Consider the following 19,276-nt stretch of genomic DNA (forward strand, 5'->3'; position numbering starts at 1 on the left):
TTTCAATGATGGGTATTCATCCAACGATTACTCATAGCTACAAGGATGGCAATACTGAGTGAAGCTCCAGCGGAGATCAAGAACATGGAGGTGTAACCGACATGGTCTGCCGCTATCCCTAAGATGATGCTACCAATTACGGTTCCAAGATCGGACATGGAGATAAACAGACCCATCCATATTTTTCGTCGTTCTTGTCCAAGTACGATGCTCAGGTAAGCGGCAAGAACGGGATACATGTTTGCGATGCCATAGCCGATTGCGATACCGCCCACATACAGTACCCATGTCATGCCAGTATACGGGGCAATGGCAACCAGTACCAGACCTATCGTAATTGAAAATAACAATAAACCCACATAAACGGAATGCCAATTCCCGTCCGAAGGCAGTCGCTTACGCAAAGCAAATCTCGTTGTTACGATCACTCCTGATTGTATGAAAAAAAACACCCCAGCATTACCGATCCCGGTTTGCACCACGTACAAAGCCATGAAGGCCGTTATCGCACCGAATCCAACCGTTGTGCTTATCATCACGAGGCTGCTTAGAATGAAATGACGGTTCCAGAGCGTGGCTTGTATACTTACAGTAATATCATGCTTTCTCGTCTTCTGCTCAGTGGAACGGGTGGCCACTGTAATGCGTTTCGTGTCTCTTCCTGTTCCATAAGCCGATATGAGAGTCAATGCGCCAAGAACTGCAAGGCCAGCATAAAATCCGTTCATTCCCGCTTGGTCCCAGGCGATCCATCCCAGAGCGGGCATCATAACCGATGGCAACAAGCCAAACAGCAAATACAGTGACAATCCCTGAGTTCGGTCGCGTTCGGATAACAGGTCCATCACGGTCATCTGCACGACCAGTGAGAAAAAGGCGGCAACCGCGCCTTGCAAACCCCTGATAAAGATAAGAGGAACGTTGCCCTGCCATACGTACAGAAGCAAAACGCACAGATGCCCCAATAAGATGAAACGCAGAATACGGGTAACCCCGATTCGCTCAACCACTAATCCCGCCCATGGTCGTAGCAGCATGCTAACCAGCAAATATGTACCCACGATTATGCCTATTCTATCGTTACCCAAACCGACGCTACGCGAATAAAGAGGCAATATCATCTGAACGAAGGCGTTAGCACTGTAAAACAAAAAAGTCAGGGCATACAAGCGCAGCAACGCGGGCGAAAATACGCCGTTGTAGGTGTCTGCCAAAACTTCGCTGCGATTCATGCCCATGCGCCTTCTCGCTGCTCTGTGTCAGTAAGAAAGTACCTATCCTTGCGAATCGTGCCGAGTTCCGGACGTGTAGAGAGTGAAGCGTCCAACAGCTGCTTAACTGCTGACTCCTCGGATGCCTTCATTTCAGCCTTCGTTGAGAAGCTCCCGCACAGGCTACCCTGATCCAATACAGTCCATCGGTCACACAGTGCAAAAGCAGCCTTTAGGTTGTGCGTGATAAATATGTAGGACATGTCTCGTTGTGCCTTTAAATCTCGTAAAACGCTGATAATGTGCACCTGATTGGCGACATCAAGGCTGCTGACCGCTTCATCAAGCACGATGACACTGGGGTTAGAGATCATGGCGCGCGCGATGCTGATGCGCTGCAGTTGTCCACCGCTAAATTCTTTTGGTAACTTGTTCATGGCACTTGCGGGCAACCCTACCAAGTCCAGAGCTTCGCAGATACGATAAGCCTTCTCCCTGCTCGATAGCCGCTCAAAATTGTCGAGCGGCTCTGAAATGATTTGTGCTGCCGTCATCCTAGAATTGACCGAAGAATAACAATCTTGAAATACGGCCTGTACATGCTTCCGCAATTGTTTCTTCGTTCGTTTGTCGCTCGTATACAAGTCCTTACCATGAATAAGTACCGAGCCTGATTGAGGCCGCTGCAAGCCGAGCATGATTTTCCCGAGCGTACTCTTGCCTGCACCACTGCCTCCCAACAACCCAATGCATTGTCCTGCCTCCAGCGTTATAGAGACATCCTTTACCACTGCTTGAGGCTCCTGTTTCGATTTCCGTAAGAAGCCGTGGGCAGAATCATAAGCGTGCGTAACGCGGGAAATTTCCAGCAATGCCATGTTTACTCCTCCGTTCAGTCATTCAACCGGCTTCGCAGCAATTCCTGAGTATAGGCATGCTGTGGCCGATTGAATATGGATAATACGTCGTTATGCTCCACGATCCGCCCTTCCTTCATGACAATAACTTCATCGGCCATCTCTGCAATGACATCAAAGTCATGCGTGATGAGCAGTATGGCAACATTTTTGTTTAACCTTAGCCTTTCGAGTTCCTCCAGAACGCGGTATTGATTGACCGTATCCAGGGCGGTAGTCGGCTCGTCCGCGATGACGATGGAGGGTGACAAGCTCATCGTGAGTGCAATCAACACACGTTGCAACATGCCACCACTAAGCTCGAACGGGTACCGCTTAAGAAGTCCAGCCGGGTCTGGAAGCCTTACACTTTCGAGAGCCTGCACGGCCAGACTCAAAGCCTCTCTTTTGCTGCACTGGGAATGCGTGCGAATCGTTTCGACAAACTGGCTTCCAATGGTGTGAACGGAAACTAGTGCATTCATTGGATTTTGCACGATATAGCCTATATCGTTGCCACGAATGGTCCGTAACTCCTTTTCGGTCATATTGTTCAGTTCCTTACCTCTTAACCTGATGCTACCGTTTACGCGGATGCTGGGATCGAGTAATTGAAGAATGGATCGGCAGGTCAGCGTTTTTCCGCTGCCGCTCTGTCCTGCGAGACCAATGACGCGTCCTGGCTGCAACGAGAACGAAACGTGGTGAAGCAACCGCTGAGAGGATCCGTCACTGATCACGTCGGCACAGACATTATAAAGTACGAGCAATGGTTCAGGAGTTGCCGACCTTGCGTGATGCTTTTCGAACATGGGGTGCGCTCCTTTCCTTCACTTTTTTGACACCAAGCAATTGGGACAACGATTCCCCTAATACATTGAACGCGGTCACTACCATTAAAATGCACATTCCAGGATACAGCATTAGAGAAGGATGTTCGCGCAAATAGCCACGTCCCTCATTTATCATCGCTCCCCATTCAGCGGTCGGAGGCTGAATGCCCAGGCCCAGGAAAGAAAGGGCTGAAATATCCATGATGGCCCACCCCATCTCAAGTGTACCAATTACCACAATCTGCGGAAAAATATGTGGGAAAACATGTCTTCTTAAGATGGTTAATCGACTGGAGCCACAAATAGTGGCAGCCATCAAGTATGGCTCCGAACGCAGTTGTTGCACAAGACCTCGGGTCATCCGTGCATAGTACACCCACTGTACCAGTAGCAGTGCGATGATGACCTGATATATGCCCGGTCCAAGCATGCCAACAATGCCTAACACAAGAACCAGATTCGGAAATGCAAGCATGCCATCGCATATTCGCATGAACAGCTGATCCAACCAGCCACCGACATAACCGGATAACATGCCGATCGATACGCCAATAAGCACGGACACGGAAAAGACACCTAATACCAGTCCAAACGAAATGCGAACGCCATAGATGAGTCTGGATAACACATCTCTGCCCAAATGGTCCGTACCCAACCAATGCTCTGCCGAAGATGGCAACAGTTTAATAGCCATTCCAATCTTATAAGGATCGTGGGGTGCTATCCATGGTGCAAAGACGGCGGTTGCCGCACAAATACCCAAAAACAATAAGCACATACCTACGACCAATCGTTTGCCAAAAATCGAACTTCTTAACTTCATGATGTCACCTGCCCCTTTCTTGCAAGGAAAGCCTCGGATCGGCAGCCATGTACAGAAGATCGGTTAGAAGACTTGTACATAGGTAAAGACAGGCAGCAAAAAAGACATAGCCTTGGATAACAGGCAGATCACGGTTGAAGATGGCTTCGACAAAAAAACGTCCAAGTCCTGGCCAAGAGAATACCCTTTCGACTATAATTGTTCCGGTAATCATCCTACCCAGATTCATACCGAATCCGGTAATGACGGGCAGGATGGCAATCCGGACCACATGTCTGAGCATGATGCTGTGTGATTTCAGTCCTCTTGTATGCGCATAGTCCACATACGCATGCTTCAACTGCTCCAAAATACTCTCACGAAACAGTCGCGCATAGGTTGCCACAAGTGCTAAAGCCAGAGTCAACGATGGCAAAATCAAATGCTGCCACGTGCCCTTCCCCTCTACTGGAAGCAAGTCCCATTGTAGAGAAAACAGATAGATCAGCAAGTAACCCAGCATGAATTGTGGCAATGAGGCTCCGATATAGGAAAGGAAGCGAACCGCGTAATCTATCCACTTTCCGGCATGCACCGCCGAGAAATATCCTAGTACGACAACGGCGACAAATGCAATTATCATACTGGTTCCGGCTAATTGCAGTGTTGCCGGTAATCGACTCCATATTTCTTCCCACACGGACTTGGAGGACAAGTAAGACGTTCCAAGGTCCAACTGCAACATGTGAACAGCAGAATGCACATACTGGGAAATAAACGATTGATCCAGTCCAAGTTCAGTCCGTTTTTCCTGAAGCATTTGCGCGTTAGGCTTGATATGTGCTGCTGAGAAGTAAGCCTCGGCCGGATCAACCGGAGAGAGCCTCATCAGTACAAACGCTACAAATGTGGCGAACAGTACGAGTGGAATCAGCGTTAGTGCTCTTCTCAAAATATAACCTGCCATGAGCGGCCCTTCCTTTTCTTTTATTTTAGGCGGATGCTGTTAAATGGATGATCCCATCGACTCTCCGGAAACGATACGTTATCAAGTGTTTTTTGGTATACGTTGAATTGACGAATATAGGACAAGGGTATAATGACCGATTCATCATGAATTTTTTGCAATATCTGGTCATAGAGCTCCTGTCTACGCTTTTCGTCAACAGAAGCAAGTACTTGCCTGATTTGTTCGTCAAGCTCTGCCTTGCCTTCAATATTGACATGTGCCTCAGCAACGCCGAAAGTGGGCTCGGCTACCGCATTGACCAACGTATGCGGATCGTATGGCACGCCGGAGTTGAACCAGAAGTTCATGTCGTAATCACCTTCGCGAAAACGTTTGGTTTGTTCGGTTAGCTCAAGTCCTGTCAAGCGAAGTTCGACGCCGAGTCCCGCCCATTCAGCCTGAAGTGTTTCACCCATTGCTTTTTGGATACGGTCCGTTGTATCGTACATCAGCTCGAATGACAACTTCTCTCCATTTTTCTCCCTGGTCCCTCCTGACGCTGGGACTGCCCATCCAGCTTCATCCAAATAGGCTGATGCTTTGGCAGCATCATACTCAAATCCAGGGAATGTTTGGCTAACATAAGGATAATCAGTAGTTAGTACCTGCGTTGCGGGCTGTTCCACATCTGATGTGATTCCCTTAACCAATCCGGCTTTGTCGAATCCTTGATGTAAAGCGAGCCTTACACGCACATCTGCCAGTTTTGTATTCTGCGTGTTCAGGATCAGGTTCCGCGTACCCAGCGGGCCTGACAATTCTGTTTCGAAATTCTCGTTTTTTTGCAGGCGCGTAAATTCGTCAAGACTTATGGAACCTTCTCCGAAGATGAGGTCCAGATCACCTTTCTCAAAAGCTAGCACGCGGGTTTCCGCATCGGGTATGATGCGGACAGTGATCTTATCCAGCTCAGGCTGTTCGCCCCAATAGTTCGGATTCTTCACAAATACGCTGTATTCATCCTGCTTGTACTCTTCAAGCATCCATGGCCCTGTGCCGATTGGAGATTGAATGCTCTCCAGCGTGTTGTCCCCTTTTGGGAAGCCTGCATCAGCCAAGAAACGAAAGGGACGTACGGTCGTCAAGTCCTGCAAGACCGGGTAATACGGCTCGGACATGACCAGTTTGACGGTATACTCATCTACGACTTCGGCTTGTTCAAGCAATTTAGCTGTTCCCAACCAGCTATGGGTCGTTTTGTTTTGCAGAATGGCGTCTATATTACGCTTAACGCTAGCTGCATTGAACGGTGTGCCGTCCGAGTATTTGACGTCCTCGCGAAGATGGAAAGTATACTCTTTTCCATCGTCACTAATTTCCCAACTGGAAGCTAAATGGGGTTTGATTTCTCCTCCTTCGCCGTACTCAACCAAAGGTTCGTATATCATGGATTGTGAAAACAACTGCGATGGATAATACGCGTGCGGATTGGACGGACCTAAGTCCCTCATCCAAGATACAGTAATTTCTTTAGTTTTTTTCTGTTCACCGTTGGCAGTTACAGATGGAGCAGCTTCCTCCTGTTTAGAACAAGCCGCTGTTACGGTAATCAGAAGTACAAACAGCATACCGAATGTAACTCGGAACATTTTTCTCTTTAGCATGGTAAATCCTCCCCTTAATACTTTAATGAGAATGAAAATCATCTTCAATCATGTTAAGGAGTTTGGTATGATTGAACAATGAATATATTTCTGATTTTTTATAGCACAAAAAGCAGAAACGATCTTGCAGCAACTTATTTGTTTAGGATTGCTGCTCGGAAGCACCGATGAAAATACACATGTTAAGGAGCAAGACATGGAACATTCACCTACTGACAATACTGGAATCCACTATTTTCCAGACGCAGGATTCAGCTTATACATCCCTCAGAGCGTGATTCTGTTACGCAGGCTTTCCTGTAAACAGTGTATAGCTAGCCCGCCCGGGGCGCATCGCCTTATCGTGTTTAGGTCACCTTCCGGTTTGCTTCATTTGGGGAAGCATTTCGTGCAGAGCGAAAAAAACGATATATTGCTTCTTGCACCAGGTGCACAGGCCAGCATCCAATTTATCGACCAGCATGAGGAGGCCTCCGAATTATTGGATTTGGATCCGCAACTGGATACCTCCGCAGCCATCATCATCGTTTTTCATGTATACCGATTAGGAGAGTCGACACCATCCAACGAACTTCTGTCCATGATTCCATACGAGACACGAATGAATATAACGGACGAATCAAGGTTTCTTGATCTAGTAGGGTCGTTGAAGACTTCACTGAAGCTTTCTCCCTTTCCTGAAGAGTCACGATTGAAACAGCAGATCCCGTTACAAGAGCTACTCCTGTTTCTGATAGAGAATATTCGGAGGAATACGGAAATGTCCGATAATATTCAAGCCGTGAAGCAGACCGTCGCTTATATCGAGTCCCACTATCAGCAAAACATTACAGCACGTCAGTTATACAGCATCGCTGGCGTAGCCAAATGGCAATATAGCAGCTTGTTCCAGTCCATTACCGAAAAAAAACCGCTGGACTACGTGCTGGACATTCGTCTGAAACACGCCAAGCGGCTGTTGTTACAAACGGATGACACGCTTGCGCAGATTGCCCACGCCGTTGGATTCAAGGACGAAAACTATTTTTCACGCAAATTCAAACAGACAGAAGGGATTACTCCTCGTCAGTATGAGGAGGCTTCGTCAGTAAACTCATCTCCCATCCTCATGCCGGAGGTTCCTTACAAACGTATTGTTGCCATTGGTTATTCACTTGGCGATTTGCTTTCCTTGGGCATTAAACCGGTTGGCGCAGATGTAGAGATTATCGGTAAACGAGGGCTTTATTGGGATGCAATCAAAGACGTTGAGGATGTTGGGTTACTTGGTGAGCCGGCAAAAATACGTGAGCTTCATCCTGATTTAATTGTTCATTCTGGTTTCCGTCAGGATTGGGTCGACGAGCTAGCATCCATAGCTCCAACGGTACTTATCGATCGCTATGAACCCGTCTATTCCAGAATTATGCAGTTAGCAGAGTTAGTGAATCGGCAAAAGTTCGCAGAACAATGGATCTATCGACTTCGTACTGCAAGCAAGCGGATGTGGGAAAATCTAGCTGAGCATGTGGATGTCAAACAAACGGCGTCCGTGTTTTCCATTGTTGAAGGCAATCTTTACGTTATGAGCATGAAGGGGTTTGGGGTCACCGTCTACCATCCTGATGGCATGCAACCGCCACCAAAGGTGAAGGAAATGATCCAAGCAGGTATTCCTTTTCAACTAACACGACTGGAACATGCTCGTGCCTACGAGTCAGATATTCATTTTTTTCTCATGGATAACGATCCCCGTACGATAGGGTTATATAGAGAACTAATGCATTTACCATACTGGAATTCAAAACATGCCGACCAAATTATCGTTTCTGAGAACAAGTATAATTTTGATGATCCCCTCACGATGGATAAACTATTGATTGAGCTGCCACAAATGATTCTGAAGAAAAGCTACAGTCAATCTCATTTCATGTGAACAGAACAATTTTCAAATCAAATAACCGTTGATCTTTTCATTAAGATCAACGGTTGAATAGTTAATTAGACCATGTTATTGTCTCTCGACATCAGTTGTCTGAATGAACAACAGCAGATCCATACTCAGGACCAGGAACTGCGCCCTATATACTTAAAAATATTTCGAAGCTTCCAGTAAGCGATTCGACAAATCATTTAGACTGGCAAGTGTCTCTTCAATTTCCTTGAATTCCACAGACTGACGCAGCACCGTCGCATCGACCGTGGAGGTCTTAGAGAGAATCGTCTCTACCTTCTCCCTCATGTGGCCGATACGCTCTTCGACTTGTTGGACCGCCTTCACACTATCGCTGGCCAGCTTGCGTACTTCGTTGGCCACAACCTGGAACGCTCTTCCTGAGCTGCCTGCACGTGTCGCTTCAATACCAGCATTTAGTCCAAGGATGTTCGTCTGCGAGGCGATCTTTTTTATCAAATCGGCAATCTTCGTTGTCTCAAGAACTTCCTTCTTCGTTTGATCCGCTGACTTGCTCATCGATTCCTGTGCTTCCCGAAGCTCTTTGGACGTTTCCAGCAAATTGCTCATACTTACCGTAATTTGTGTATTGGCCGAGACGAGCAGTTCCGCCAAGTCGGACAACTTGGACTGTCTACCCAAGCTAACTCCGAACGCAATCGCGCCTACCACCTCATCGTCCTCATCGATTACTGGAATCGCAATCGTACGCGATGGGATGCCAAACACTTCTTTTGGAATCAACTTGATGACCATCTGTCTGGTTGTCATCGCGACTTCAATACCTTGACCTTTCGAGATCAGTGAACCAGGTTTTACATCCCGCGGATTGCTGCGATCCGGCGAATAAAATATCAATCTCTCTTTGTCAGCAATAGCTAGTGCAATATCTTCCTCCTGGCAAAGCTGAGCAAAAAACGGTGCAGCTTTCAAAACACTTTCCATTATTTCAGAGCGACTTACTACGAATTCCAACCGAACCTCTCCTCTGTCCACATAATAACTCCACTTTATGTACTCCCAAAAATATTGTACCCTTTAAATGTTATTTCATTGTTAAGCGAATCTTGTGTGCTATCGGAAATATTGTCACACTCGGAGGTTCAATACATGTGACACTAGATCACACTCGTTAAGAAAGACGGCAGTTTTGCTTCCAGTGACGATTTTAAATTTACTCCCTATATGGGCGGGCATATTTTTTTTTCGGCACCAAGCAACATATCCGGCTCACAGAGTCGAACGGCTTTCAAGCTGACTATTTGCAACTGTGGTAATATTTGAGAAGTTATGATAAATCTCTGCGTTTACCTTTTCATGATTTTCGGTTCGGCTTTATTTTTTTGGCTGACAATTACAACGATGGGAAATGGCATTGTTGTTTTGTTCGGATTACAACTGTTTATCAGATCGCCCCTTGTAACATCCATTGTTTAAAACCCATACGGTCTGGTATACCTGGCCTATAGAAAAAAGGTGCTCCCCGAATTTTAGGAGCACCTTTTTCTGATTAACTTGACTATTTCTGCATTATAATTTCATGACTAACCTGCCCGTTAGTTGAATAAAGCAGCGAATCATGTTGGAAGTGTCCCCATAAAGTTTGAGGGATATTTTTATGCCAACTGTTTGAGATGAGCCTAGTATTGTAACTGGCTCATGCCTTTTGTACAATGTCCTTCACCGCGCTTATTCCACTACAATGTGAAACTGTCATGAATCATGTTACTTATTGAGGTTTTAACTACATATGTATGATATTCAGATATCTCTAATCGTTATTCTGATCAAGTTCTTATTCTTGGCTCAGACACGAACTTGTACCGATTACAAAAAAGCCGCCAAATTAGCGACTTCATTGGGAATATGTTCTTGTCCCTCGACATTACTGCAACAAAAAAACATTCTTTCTTATAACTGCGTGAAAAATATAAAAACCACCCGTTCGGGCTGGGCTATTGAATAAGACAGCTTATACTTAAAAGAGACGATCCATCGAAAGTTTAGATTCTGAACTTGAGTTGTCATCGATGATGCCCATTTTTATTCCGATGTGCCAGTACATCAGATTAACTGATCTTTAAGCAGCATTCCTGCAAATAGGACGAGAAAATTTTTTTGTTCATCAGCATGTGCTTGTTATCCCCATCCAACTTGCTGAGCAAGATCCCTCCCTCCAACAAGGAAAATGCAAATGATGCTAGCGCATCCACATCCAGATCCTCCTTTAACTCTCCAGCTTGAATGCCGTCACGAATAATACTTTTCATCATATCCAAGAAGTTATGCATCCCTTGCCTTGCCTGACCACAAAGCTCCAAATGAGTATCGTCACTTTCTACAGCTGTATTCTGCATGGGACATCCACCAATAAATGGGGGGTCGTCTACGACATTCTCATAGACACGAAAAAAAGCAACCAACTTTCCTGACGCAGACTGCTCTTGATCGACCGCTTCAGAAAATTTACTGGCGACCATACTGGCAGCATAATTGTAGGCTTCAAGCGCTATCTCGTCTTTACTAGCAAAATGTCGATAAATGCCCCCCTTTTGAATTCCTGTGTCGGCAATAATATCGTTTAGCGATGTACCGGCATATCCTCTCTGGTTAAAAATTTCAGCCGATTTCATAATGATGTGTTTTCGTGTTCTGTCCCCTTTTTTCATGATCTCCTCCATATGAACCATATATTTGCTTTAAACGAATTATCCAATTCGTCCTTGCAATTCACTAATATCATGCTAATATAAAGATACCTAACGGTCTCTTTTCACATTATACAATAAGCTATTCTAGATTGAAATAGTGCTGGGTCATTTTTATTTCATTGTAGGCATTGGCTTGTTGGAATAAATAAAACTTATAGGGGGATTTTCAGTGACTGTAAAAGTAGGTATAAACGGTTTTGGACGAATTGGACGACTCGCTTTTCGCCGAATTCAAGATGTGGAAGGCGTCGAGGTAGTAGCGATTAACGACCTTACGAACGCTAAAATGTTAGCTCATCTGCTCAAATATGATACGACGCAAGGCACTTTTCAAGGTGACATTGAAGTCCATGACGGAACCTTCAAAGTAAACGGCAAAGAGGTTAAGGTTTTGGCTAAGCGGAATCCTGAAGAGCTTCCTTGGGGAGAGCTTGGCGTTGATATTGTTCTCGAATGCACAGGCTTCTTCACTACAAAAGAAAAGGCCGAGCTTCACCTGAAAGGCGGAGCGAAGAAAGTCGTCATTTCTGCCCCTGCTACAGGAGACATGAAAACGATTGTATACAACGTGAATCATGACACACTGGACGGAACGGAAACCGTCATTTCCGGCGCCTCCTGCACGACCAACTGCCTGGCCCCTATGGCTAAAGCTCTACACGACAAGTTTGGTATTCAATCCGGGCTGATGACGACCGTTCACGCTTACACGGGTAACCAAAACACGCTTGACGCTCCGGATCCAAAAGGAGATTTCCGAGCTGCGCGCGCCTCAGCAGAGAACATCGTTCCCTACTCTACCGGTGCCGCAAAAGCCATTGGTTTGGTTCTTCCGGAACTGAAGGGTAAACTGGATGGGGCATCTCAACGTGTACCTGTACCAACAGGTTCTGTGACTGAACTCGTTGCCGTTTTGAATACCAATGTAACAGTTGAGCAAGTTAACGCTGCTATGAAAGAAGCTTCCGATCCAGAAACTTTCGGCTACACGGAAGACGAAATTGTATCTTCCGATATCAAAGGCATCACATTCGGTTCGCTCTTCGACGCCACACAGACGAAAGTTCTGACTGTCGGTGACCATCAATTGGTGAAAACCGCAGCTTGGTACGATAACGAAATGTCTTATACAGCCCAATTGGTTCGAACTCTGGAGCACTTCGCTAAGATCACTAGATAAATAATCGTAAGATGGAGAGATGTAAAATTCTATGAAGGATGCGCTCCACAGTACGATGATCGATTGTTCGGTATTAGTCTGTTTTTGACCGGATGCGCGTCGGTTGAGCTAAACTATCAATCCGTGGCGGCACCAGGCGGACTATCCTGAATTCCGAACCGAAAGGAATGCGCTCTTGAACACGGAGAAGGCGGCCATGCCTACTTTATCAAGGATCAGGAAGGGCAGAGTTTCCGTGAGTTTGTCGCCTCACTTGCGAACTTGCAGGGCTTGTCCATCGATAAGATGCGTTCGCTGTCCTACTGGCTCGTCTCTGCGATTGGCCGGCTGTTCGACACGATCTGGGACATCACACGGAAAGACGGCGATCCGCCGATCTCACGCTCGATGATACGCATGATTGGGCGTGAGTTCACCGTCAACGATGCCGCTGCACGTCGAGAGTTAGGCTATGTCGGAAGAACTTTGCGCGACACCGGCTTGCAAAGCTATGAGGAACCATCTGCTCGAAGATAGGGATTTGAAGGGCAAACGACTGCAATCAGTGGTAAGTCGATTCTTGGGCTGGCTCTTTTGGCCAATTTGGTAAACATGAGCACTACTGGATCATCAAAAGCTTATTAGCGTAATAAAGGAGCAGTCGCCGCCGACGATACTGCTCCTTTATTTTTTTGATCTAAAGTGCTCCGTTAGTTCAGTGATTTCTTCATTAAGTATGAGATAATTGCTGTTTTAGACAGTTTTGGATCCTATCCCATACTGAAAGTACTTAGAGGTGCAATGGACATGCAATTCAATTCCCACACTAGCAGCAATTTGCTCGATCTCGTTATCGTCAAAGAAATTCTTCACTATAGTAGCATGATCACCATTATTAAGCTTCCGAACCATCGTTTGCCCAGATGTCCCCACTACATGAGACTCGCGGGTTCCTGATACTTCTCGATCATCGATAAAGAACATTTTCCCTCCGGGCTTCAAACAGCATGAGACCATGGTGAAGAAGCTCGCCAGTCTTTCTCTGGGTAAATGAGATATCCAGAAAGTAAAAGCAACTGAATCGTATAACTGATCCGGAGACCAATTGAAAAGATCTGCAATGATCGTTCTTACATTGGGTTCAGATACTACCGGATTATGCGAAAGCATTTCTTCGGAACCGTCTACAAGGGTCAATATAAGGGCTTCTTTTAAGAACAGACTACTCCAAGTCCCAGTCCCCGCCGCAAGTTCAAGAAAGTCACCATGAAAATGTTCAGCTTTAAAAGCATCCTTAACCGAATTAATCTCATCGAACCAGATTTGGTTAGCTTCGTCTCCTTGATTAAATGTGCCTCGACGGTACCACCAGTCATCATACTCTGGAGCTCGTTCTTTATAATATTTCAACTGCTCCTGAAGCTGCTGATCTGTTACACTTTCGTACGAAGCATCGTTGATTTCCTTGCTGTTCACGCAAACATCTTTCCCTTCTCCCATCAGGGCTTAAGTCAATGGCAGCTTCACACATAGTAACACCGTTCAATTGGAAGCAAGCGAATTATCCAGAACACTCTCTTGCTTCAAATTCACTGCATCAATACTCTGTGTAGTATTGTTAATATTATAATCATAGAAACAACATTTATATGATTCATCAACTTTAAAACTTGAAATTATTTATTCTAAAATCATAAGACAATGATTTCAGACATGCAGGGAAATTTAATGGACTATAAAGCATCCTTTCAAGAGATCGAAACCGCACTCCTGTGCTTTTATCTCGCCAGATGATCTACATCATGATACTATTTAGATAATTAACTAAACCGAAATGACACAATGTTTGTGTCCCGCGACAATAACACTTAAAAAACCGCTCACCCGAGTATTGGATGAGCGGTCTTTATATTTTACTTCTTGTACTGATTGCCGTGTTAATTCCAATTCTCGGTTTAAGGATCATCGATTGAATTTCTTATTTAGCATGTTCACTTCAAGAATTCAGGAAAGAATCTCCTGGTGGATTTTCATTTGGTTAACCACGTGTACGAAACGGTACCTGCTTTTGCTCATTTATACATAGTCTTACAGTTCATTCTCTTTTTGCAAACGAAAAACTTCCCTTGATGTTTCTATAAAAGATAACATGATTGGTGAAAGCCACTTGTCTTTATGCCACAGCATCTGTGTATACACCCGCAGATCCGGAATTTTCCATGGAAGAACAACAAGTTTTCCTCGTTCAACTTCGGCTTCTACAACGATTTCAGGAAGAAAACCGATACCGATTCCCGAGATCGCACATTGTTTAATAGCCTCGGCACTTTGAAACTCCAGATACGTGATGCTATCAATGCCCTCTTTCTCAAATGACCGATCAAACATCGTTCGATATGGACAACCCTTCTCATTCGTCAGGAACACTTCTTCATGAAAATCTTCCAATTGCAGCACAGTTCGTTTGGCGAGTGGGTGATCTGGAGCAGCTAACAATCGGAAATTTTCTTCCAGCAAAGGTTCCACCGAAAGTCCACTCGAGCGGATGGGTTCATCCAACATATAAACAATATCCGTGGTTCCCTCGAAGAGCGTTTGCTTGAGCTCTTGATTCGGAACTGAGCGGAAGATTAGACGAACTCCCGGATGCTGCGAGCGAAACCGTTGGAAGACAGGTGGAAGCCGGTAGGAACAAATAACCTCATTCGCACTTATCGTTAAGGTACCAGTTAGTTTTTCATTATCATGGACAGCACTACGAGCTTCGTTCATTTTTTCAAGAATACCTTGGGCGTGTGTTAAAAAGCGTTTGCCCGCAGTTGTAAGAGCGAGTTGCTTGCCCAACCGATCAAAGAGGCGAACACCCAGTTCATCTTCCAATGCTTTAATTTGCATCGTGACGTTGGAAGGAACGTAGCTCAGCACTTCTGCTGCCCGCGTGAAATTCAATGTTGTTGCAACCGTACAAAACGTATTCAGTTGACGCAATTCCATTCGATGCTCTCCCCTTCATCTTTCAATTTTATTGAATACTACTTTGAATTCTATTCACTTTTATTGAGAGTACCACGGCTCTATACTAAGTACAAGAGATCACACTAAACATGTGGTTTTTCATTTTGAAGGGAGCGACTATACGATGGACTATGAAATTTTTAATTTGGGTGATGTACTCTTACAATCAGGAGTGACGTTACCAAATGCTTTTCTTGCTTATAAAACTTACGGAAAACTAAATGAACAGAAGGATAATGTTATTGTCTATCCAACGGCTTTTGGAGATCAGCATGTTCAGAATGAATGGCTCATTGGTAGCGGGATGGCACTCGATCCAGAGAAATATTTTATTATCGTTCCCAATTTGCTGGGCAATGGGCTATCTTCCTCTCCCAGTAACACGCCTCCTCCATTTGATCGGGCTACCTTTCCACAGGTAACCATCTATGACAACGTTCGATTACAGCACCAACTGCTGACCGAAAAATTCGGTATTCAAAAGATTGCTCTCGTGGTCGGGTGGTCGATGGGCGGCATTCAGGCATTTCAATGGGGGGCAAGTTACCCGGAGATGGTCGAACGAATCGCACCTTTCGGAGGTATCGCCAAACCTTGGCCTCACACATTTGTGGTCCTGGAAGGAGTGAAAGCTTCGCTGCTATCTGCAGTCGGCTTCGACTCAAGTAAAATGAACCAACTAAGTTCTACAGACATGCGTGCCGTTGGTCGGGTGTATGCGGGATGGGGACTATCACATGCGTTTTATAGAGAAGAACTTTACCGTGAGATGGGATTTGACACATTGGAGGATTTTGTAGCTGGTGTCTGGGAAGATAGCTTTATGAATATGGATCCTCATAATGTTCTGGCAATGTTATGGACAGGCCAACATGCAGATATTAGTGCCAACCCCTCCTATAATGGAGACTTTGATAAAGCGCTTAAAAGCATAAAAGCTCTTGCCTGCATCATGCCAGGGAGCACGGATCTCTTCTGCACAGCGGACGATAATGAATACGAAGCTAAGCGTATACCTAATGCTGTCTTGAAACCTATCCAATCGATCTGGGGCCATTTTGCCGGTCGTGGAATCAACAGTGCCGATAATCAATTTATTAATGACAATCTAAAACACTTGTTGTCACTTAGCATTAATGAATAGATCGTCGCTTGCAAGGGCCGGAAATTTCGATGGATTTATTGTTTCCGATTAATAAGAAGAATTTTCCTGTTAGTTTAAATAAAAGCAGCCGATCACGTTGATCAGCTGCTTTCTTGGTAACATTGAGTTATCGTTTCCCATTAGCTTACTTATCGCATCAGTAAATGATGCTTATTTAACTAATGCATATATGTTCGTATCCCTTAATTCGCTTCCATCAACAGACAGGTCATCATTCCTAATAACACATTCCAGGTCAAAGCTCAATCTTTCGGGAATCATCTTGCTTTTAGTGTCACAACGTATTTCTATTCGATTTGCATTCAGATGATTAAAAGCAAAATCAGTGATACCTTGTACAGCTTCAGTCATGTAACCATTCCCACTATACCTACTATCAATCCAATATCCGATTTCAAACTTTCGAACTTCCCAATCGATGTTGTGTACGCTAGAAGAAGCTATAAATTGCCCGGTATCCTTTAAAAATACAAGTAGCCTTAGGTTTTCTCTGCTTAGGAATTTAATATGTGCTTCTCTTATCCCAAGTTCTGATTATACTCCGTGTGCTTTTCCTGAGCCCATTTCATCCAAAGCTTCAACACTTCAATCGAAGCATTTACAGCCTCACATACTACCTTTCCATCACCTGGTTTAGGCAATCTAACCAGTAGACGCTCTGTAAAAAACTCATCTGGAAAATCAACCATGATAGGATTCATAGACAACCTCTTTTTACGATAATATACAAAATAATCCAATTTATTGATAATACATTTGCCATGAATACAATCACGTTAACCTACCCGTTAGTTTAATGAATTAACCGGCAAAATAGCGATTAGGCTCCTACCTTCACTACTTACATATTAAAAGAGCCAAACCGCTAAGATAGTTTGGCTCTTTTAAATTTAGTTACTATTACAATTCTGCGAGATATTTGGCGGTGCGAATCATTTGACTGGTAAATGAGTTTTCGTTATCGTACCATGCTGCTATTTTCACCAGTGTATCTGTTCCTAGTTCCGTTACCTTCGTTTGCGTAGCGTCAAATAAGCTACCATAAGTCATGCCGATAATATCGGATGAAACAAGTTCTTCCTCTGTATAACCATATTGCTCCGATTGGGACTGCTCCATTTTCTTGTTGACCTGCTCTGCAGTTACAGAACCGTCCACGACTGCTGTCAATTCCGTCAAGGAGCCAGCCATAACCGGTACTCTTTGGGATATACCGTCTAGTTTTCCATCCAATGAAGGAATTACAAGTCCTATTGCTTTTGCTGCCCCAGTTGACGTTGGAATGATGTTGCCGGCGGCAGAGCGCGCCCGGCGCAAGTCGCCTTTGCTGTGAGGGCCGTCAAGGGTATTTTGATCGTTTGTATAAGCATGTATCGTCGTCATAAAACCTTTTTTAATCGGCGTCAGTTCGTTCAGGTAATAGACCATCGGGGCCAGACAATTCGTCGTGCAAGATGCAGCCGAAACAATAGTATCCTCTCTAGTTAACGTGTGTTCATTAATACCATATACTATAGTGGGAACATCGTTCCCAGCTACGGTTGAGATGACCACTTTTTTTGCACCTGCCTCAATATGAGCTGTAGATGCTTTTTTGGAAGCGAAAAAGCCTGTACACTCCAGTACCACATCAATTTGCAATTCTTTCCATGGAAGTTTACCGGGATCTCTTTCCGCATAAATCGGAATAGACACGCCGTTTATGGTTAAACTGTTATCGCTATACTCAACTTTCGCATTATAACGTCCCTGCGTTGTGTCGTGCTTTAGCAAATGCTCAAGCATCTTCGGACTCGTCAGGTCATTAATGGCGGCAATATGATAACCTTCCTCACCAAAAAGCTGCCGAAGGGCAAGTCTGCCAATTCTGCCAAAACCATTTATTGCAATATTAATTCCCACTATAATAACCACCTTTCTTCAACTTAGATAATATTATATCCCTGGAATCTTTGTGTTACACTGATTTATATGAATACATTGACTATACTATCTGTTAGGAGAGCACTATGCCGCAAATTGACCGCCACAAAGACAGAATAGTAAATATTGAATTTGTTGCCGCCGATGATTTGGACTCTCTTCCCTATCCCGAACGGTTTACAATAATCTTTCTTACTTCCGGTAGCATCAACGGTGTACTTAACGAACGACCAATAGCGGTTTCTGCACCCGGTGTTCTGTGTTTGTCTGAAGAGGATACGATACAAATTCTCAAGAAGCGTAATATCTCTGCGCAATCATTCAGTTACCATCCCGATGTACTTAATAGCATCCCGATTTCTGAAACGGAAGACTATTTTCCAATCCACCCTAAGATACAAACAGGGCTTTCACTTTTTCAGAATAATTCAACACGCACCGGAGTACCTTTTGTAACCGAGAAAGCCTTTCCACAATTAATGGAGTGGTTTTTTGTGATTGGAACCGAAGTTTATGCGCAAAGCGATGCAAGCTGGGTATGTAGAATAAAAAAATATCTCATTCAGATTTTGGGCGTGTTAGAAAATTTGAGTCTCAAACATGAACAATCACCTGTTGATTTAGTGCTGGAATATATACACACTAATTATTCCAATAAAATCACCTTGGAAGACTTAACGAAATGCGTACACTTGAATCGAGTATCGCTCAATAAGATGTTCCAGGAAAGATGCGGATTAACAGCAATGGGGTATTTGCTGTCCCACCGCTTGAAAGTTGCGGCGGATCTTCTCACCCACACAGGGATGAACTTGAACGACATTGCACGTGCCACTGGATTTGAGTATGACACTTACTTTATCAAACAATTTACAGCTAAAAGAGGGTTGTCACCAACCGAATACCGGAATACCTCCCGCCAGTTCGCTACATCTCAATAAGGGACGATTCATTAATAATTAGGCTAATTCTCCATTTCGATACCATTGCCATTACAAAAACACCTCCAAGATGA

At 44.6% G+C, this 19,276-nt stretch carries 15 protein-coding genes and 1 pseudogene; 4 read left to right on the forward strand and 12 right to left on the reverse strand.

Features of this window, described 5'->3' with window-relative positions; translation table 11 throughout:
* Positions 1 to 2 precede the first annotated feature (2 nt).
* The 6 genes from cntE to nikA all read right to left on the reverse strand — a co-directional run bounded on the left by cntE (position 3) and on the right by nikA (position 6,355).
* Positions 3 to 1,232, reverse strand: a complete 1,230-nt coding sequence (gene cntE / locus CS562_RS29260) for a staphylopine family metallophore export MFS transporter CntE (protein WP_180287243.1) — start codon at positions 1,230 to 1,232, stop codon at positions 3 to 5.
* Entirely contained in the window at positions 1,229 to 2,002 is a 774-nt protein-coding gene (locus CS562_RS29265) for an ABC transporter ATP-binding protein (RefSeq protein WP_257219645.1), read from the reverse strand. The genes cntE and CS562_RS29265 overlap by 4 nt, the downstream gene beginning before the upstream one ends.
* Before the next feature lie 101 nt (positions 2,003 to 2,103).
* Positions 2,104 to 2,919 (reverse strand): ABC transporter ATP-binding protein, encoded by an 816-nt coding sequence (locus CS562_RS29270; protein ID WP_099859090.1) that lies wholly within the window; start codon positions 2,917 to 2,919, stop codon positions 2,104 to 2,106.
* On the reverse strand, positions 2,882 to 3,763 hold the full coding sequence (gene nikC / locus CS562_RS29275) for a nickel transporter permease (RefSeq protein ID WP_099859091.1): 882 nt from the start codon (positions 3,761 to 3,763) through the stop codon (positions 2,882 to 2,884). The genes CS562_RS29270 and nikC overlap by 38 nt, the downstream gene beginning before the upstream one ends.
* Before the next feature lie 4 nt (positions 3,764 to 3,767).
* Positions 3,768 to 4,709 (reverse strand): nickel ABC transporter permease, encoded by a 942-nt coding sequence (gene nikB / locus CS562_RS29280; RefSeq protein WP_099859092.1) that lies wholly within the window; start codon positions 4,707 to 4,709, stop codon positions 3,768 to 3,770.
* A 20-nt stretch (positions 4,710 to 4,729) separates the two neighbouring features.
* Positions 4,730 to 6,355 (reverse strand): nickel ABC transporter substrate-binding protein, encoded by a 1,626-nt coding sequence (nikA, locus tag CS562_RS29285; RefSeq protein WP_099859093.1) that lies wholly within the window; start codon positions 6,353 to 6,355, stop codon positions 4,730 to 4,732.
* Positions 6,356 to 6,743: 388 nt separating this feature from the next.
* Between nikA and CS562_RS29290 the strand changes: the two genes are divergently transcribed.
* On the forward strand, positions 6,744 to 8,270 hold the full coding sequence (locus tag CS562_RS29290) for a helix-turn-helix domain-containing protein (protein WP_180287244.1): 1,527 nt from the start codon (positions 6,744 to 6,746) through the stop codon (positions 8,268 to 8,270).
* A gap of 153 nt (positions 8,271 to 8,423) precedes the next feature.
* On the opposite strand, the gene CS562_RS29295 is transcribed toward CS562_RS29290, so the two are convergent.
* Positions 8,424 to 9,263 (reverse strand): methyl-accepting chemotaxis protein, encoded by an 840-nt coding sequence (locus CS562_RS29295; RefSeq protein WP_099859095.1) that lies wholly within the window; start codon positions 9,261 to 9,263, stop codon positions 8,424 to 8,426.
* A 1,094-nt stretch (positions 9,264 to 10,357) separates the two neighbouring features.
* The gene (locus CS562_RS29300) at positions 10,358 to 10,957 is read right to left on the reverse strand and encodes a TetR/AcrR family transcriptional regulator (RefSeq protein ID WP_099859096.1); all 600 of its coding nucleotides are present in this window, start codon (positions 10,955 to 10,957) and stop codon (positions 10,358 to 10,360) included.
* Positions 10,958 to 11,168: 211 nt separating this feature from the next.
* On the opposite strand from CS562_RS29300, the gene gap (CS562_RS29305) reads away from it, so the two are divergent.
* On the forward strand, positions 11,169 to 12,179 hold the full coding sequence (gap, locus tag CS562_RS29305; RefSeq protein WP_099859097.1) for a type I glyceraldehyde-3-phosphate dehydrogenase: 1,011 nt from the start codon (positions 11,169 to 11,171) through the stop codon (positions 12,177 to 12,179).
* A 732-nt stretch (positions 12,180 to 12,911) separates the two neighbouring features.
* Here gap (CS562_RS29305) and CS562_RS29315 read toward each other — a convergent pair.
* Both CS562_RS29315 and CS562_RS29320 read right to left on the reverse strand, forming a co-directional pair.
* Positions 12,912 to 13,634 (reverse strand): class I SAM-dependent methyltransferase, encoded by a 723-nt coding sequence (locus tag CS562_RS29315; RefSeq protein ID WP_180287245.1) that lies wholly within the window; start codon positions 13,632 to 13,634, stop codon positions 12,912 to 12,914.
* Between the two features lie 612 nt (positions 13,635 to 14,246).
* Complete coding sequence (locus CS562_RS29320; RefSeq protein WP_099859099.1) at positions 14,247 to 15,152, reverse strand: LysR family transcriptional regulator; 906 nt, start codon at positions 15,150 to 15,152, stop codon at positions 14,247 to 14,249.
* A gap of 145 nt (positions 15,153 to 15,297) precedes the next feature.
* Between CS562_RS29320 and CS562_RS29325 the strand changes: the two genes are divergently transcribed.
* Positions 15,298 to 16,317, forward strand: coding sequence for an alpha/beta fold hydrolase (locus CS562_RS29325; RefSeq protein WP_099859100.1), 1,020 nt, complete (start codon positions 15,298 to 15,300; stop codon positions 16,315 to 16,317).
* Between the two features lie 171 nt (positions 16,318 to 16,488).
* On the opposite strand, the pseudogene CS562_RS29330 reads toward CS562_RS29325, so the two are convergent.
* A pseudogene (locus CS562_RS29330) lies at positions 16,489 to 17,039 on the reverse strand (GNAT family N-acetyltransferase).
* Between the two features lie 199 nt (positions 17,040 to 17,238).
* A complete protein-coding gene (gene gap / locus CS562_RS29335) occupies positions 17,239 to 18,240 on the reverse strand; it encodes a type I glyceraldehyde-3-phosphate dehydrogenase (protein ID WP_099859101.1) in 1,002 nt (333 codons plus the stop codon).
* A gap of 107 nt (positions 18,241 to 18,347) precedes the next feature.
* Between gap (CS562_RS29335) and CS562_RS29340 the strand changes: the two genes are divergently transcribed.
* Positions 18,348 to 19,202, forward strand: a complete 855-nt coding sequence (locus CS562_RS29340; RefSeq protein ID WP_099859102.1) for a helix-turn-helix domain-containing protein — start codon at positions 18,348 to 18,350, stop codon at positions 19,200 to 19,202.
* The last annotated feature ends 74 nt before the right edge of the window (positions 19,203 to 19,276 follow it).

Origin of the sequence: Paenibacillus sp. LK1, from assembly GCF_002750415.1 — a bacterium.
GTDB lineage: Bacteria > Bacillota > Bacilli > Paenibacillales > Paenibacillaceae > Paenibacillus > Paenibacillus taichungensis.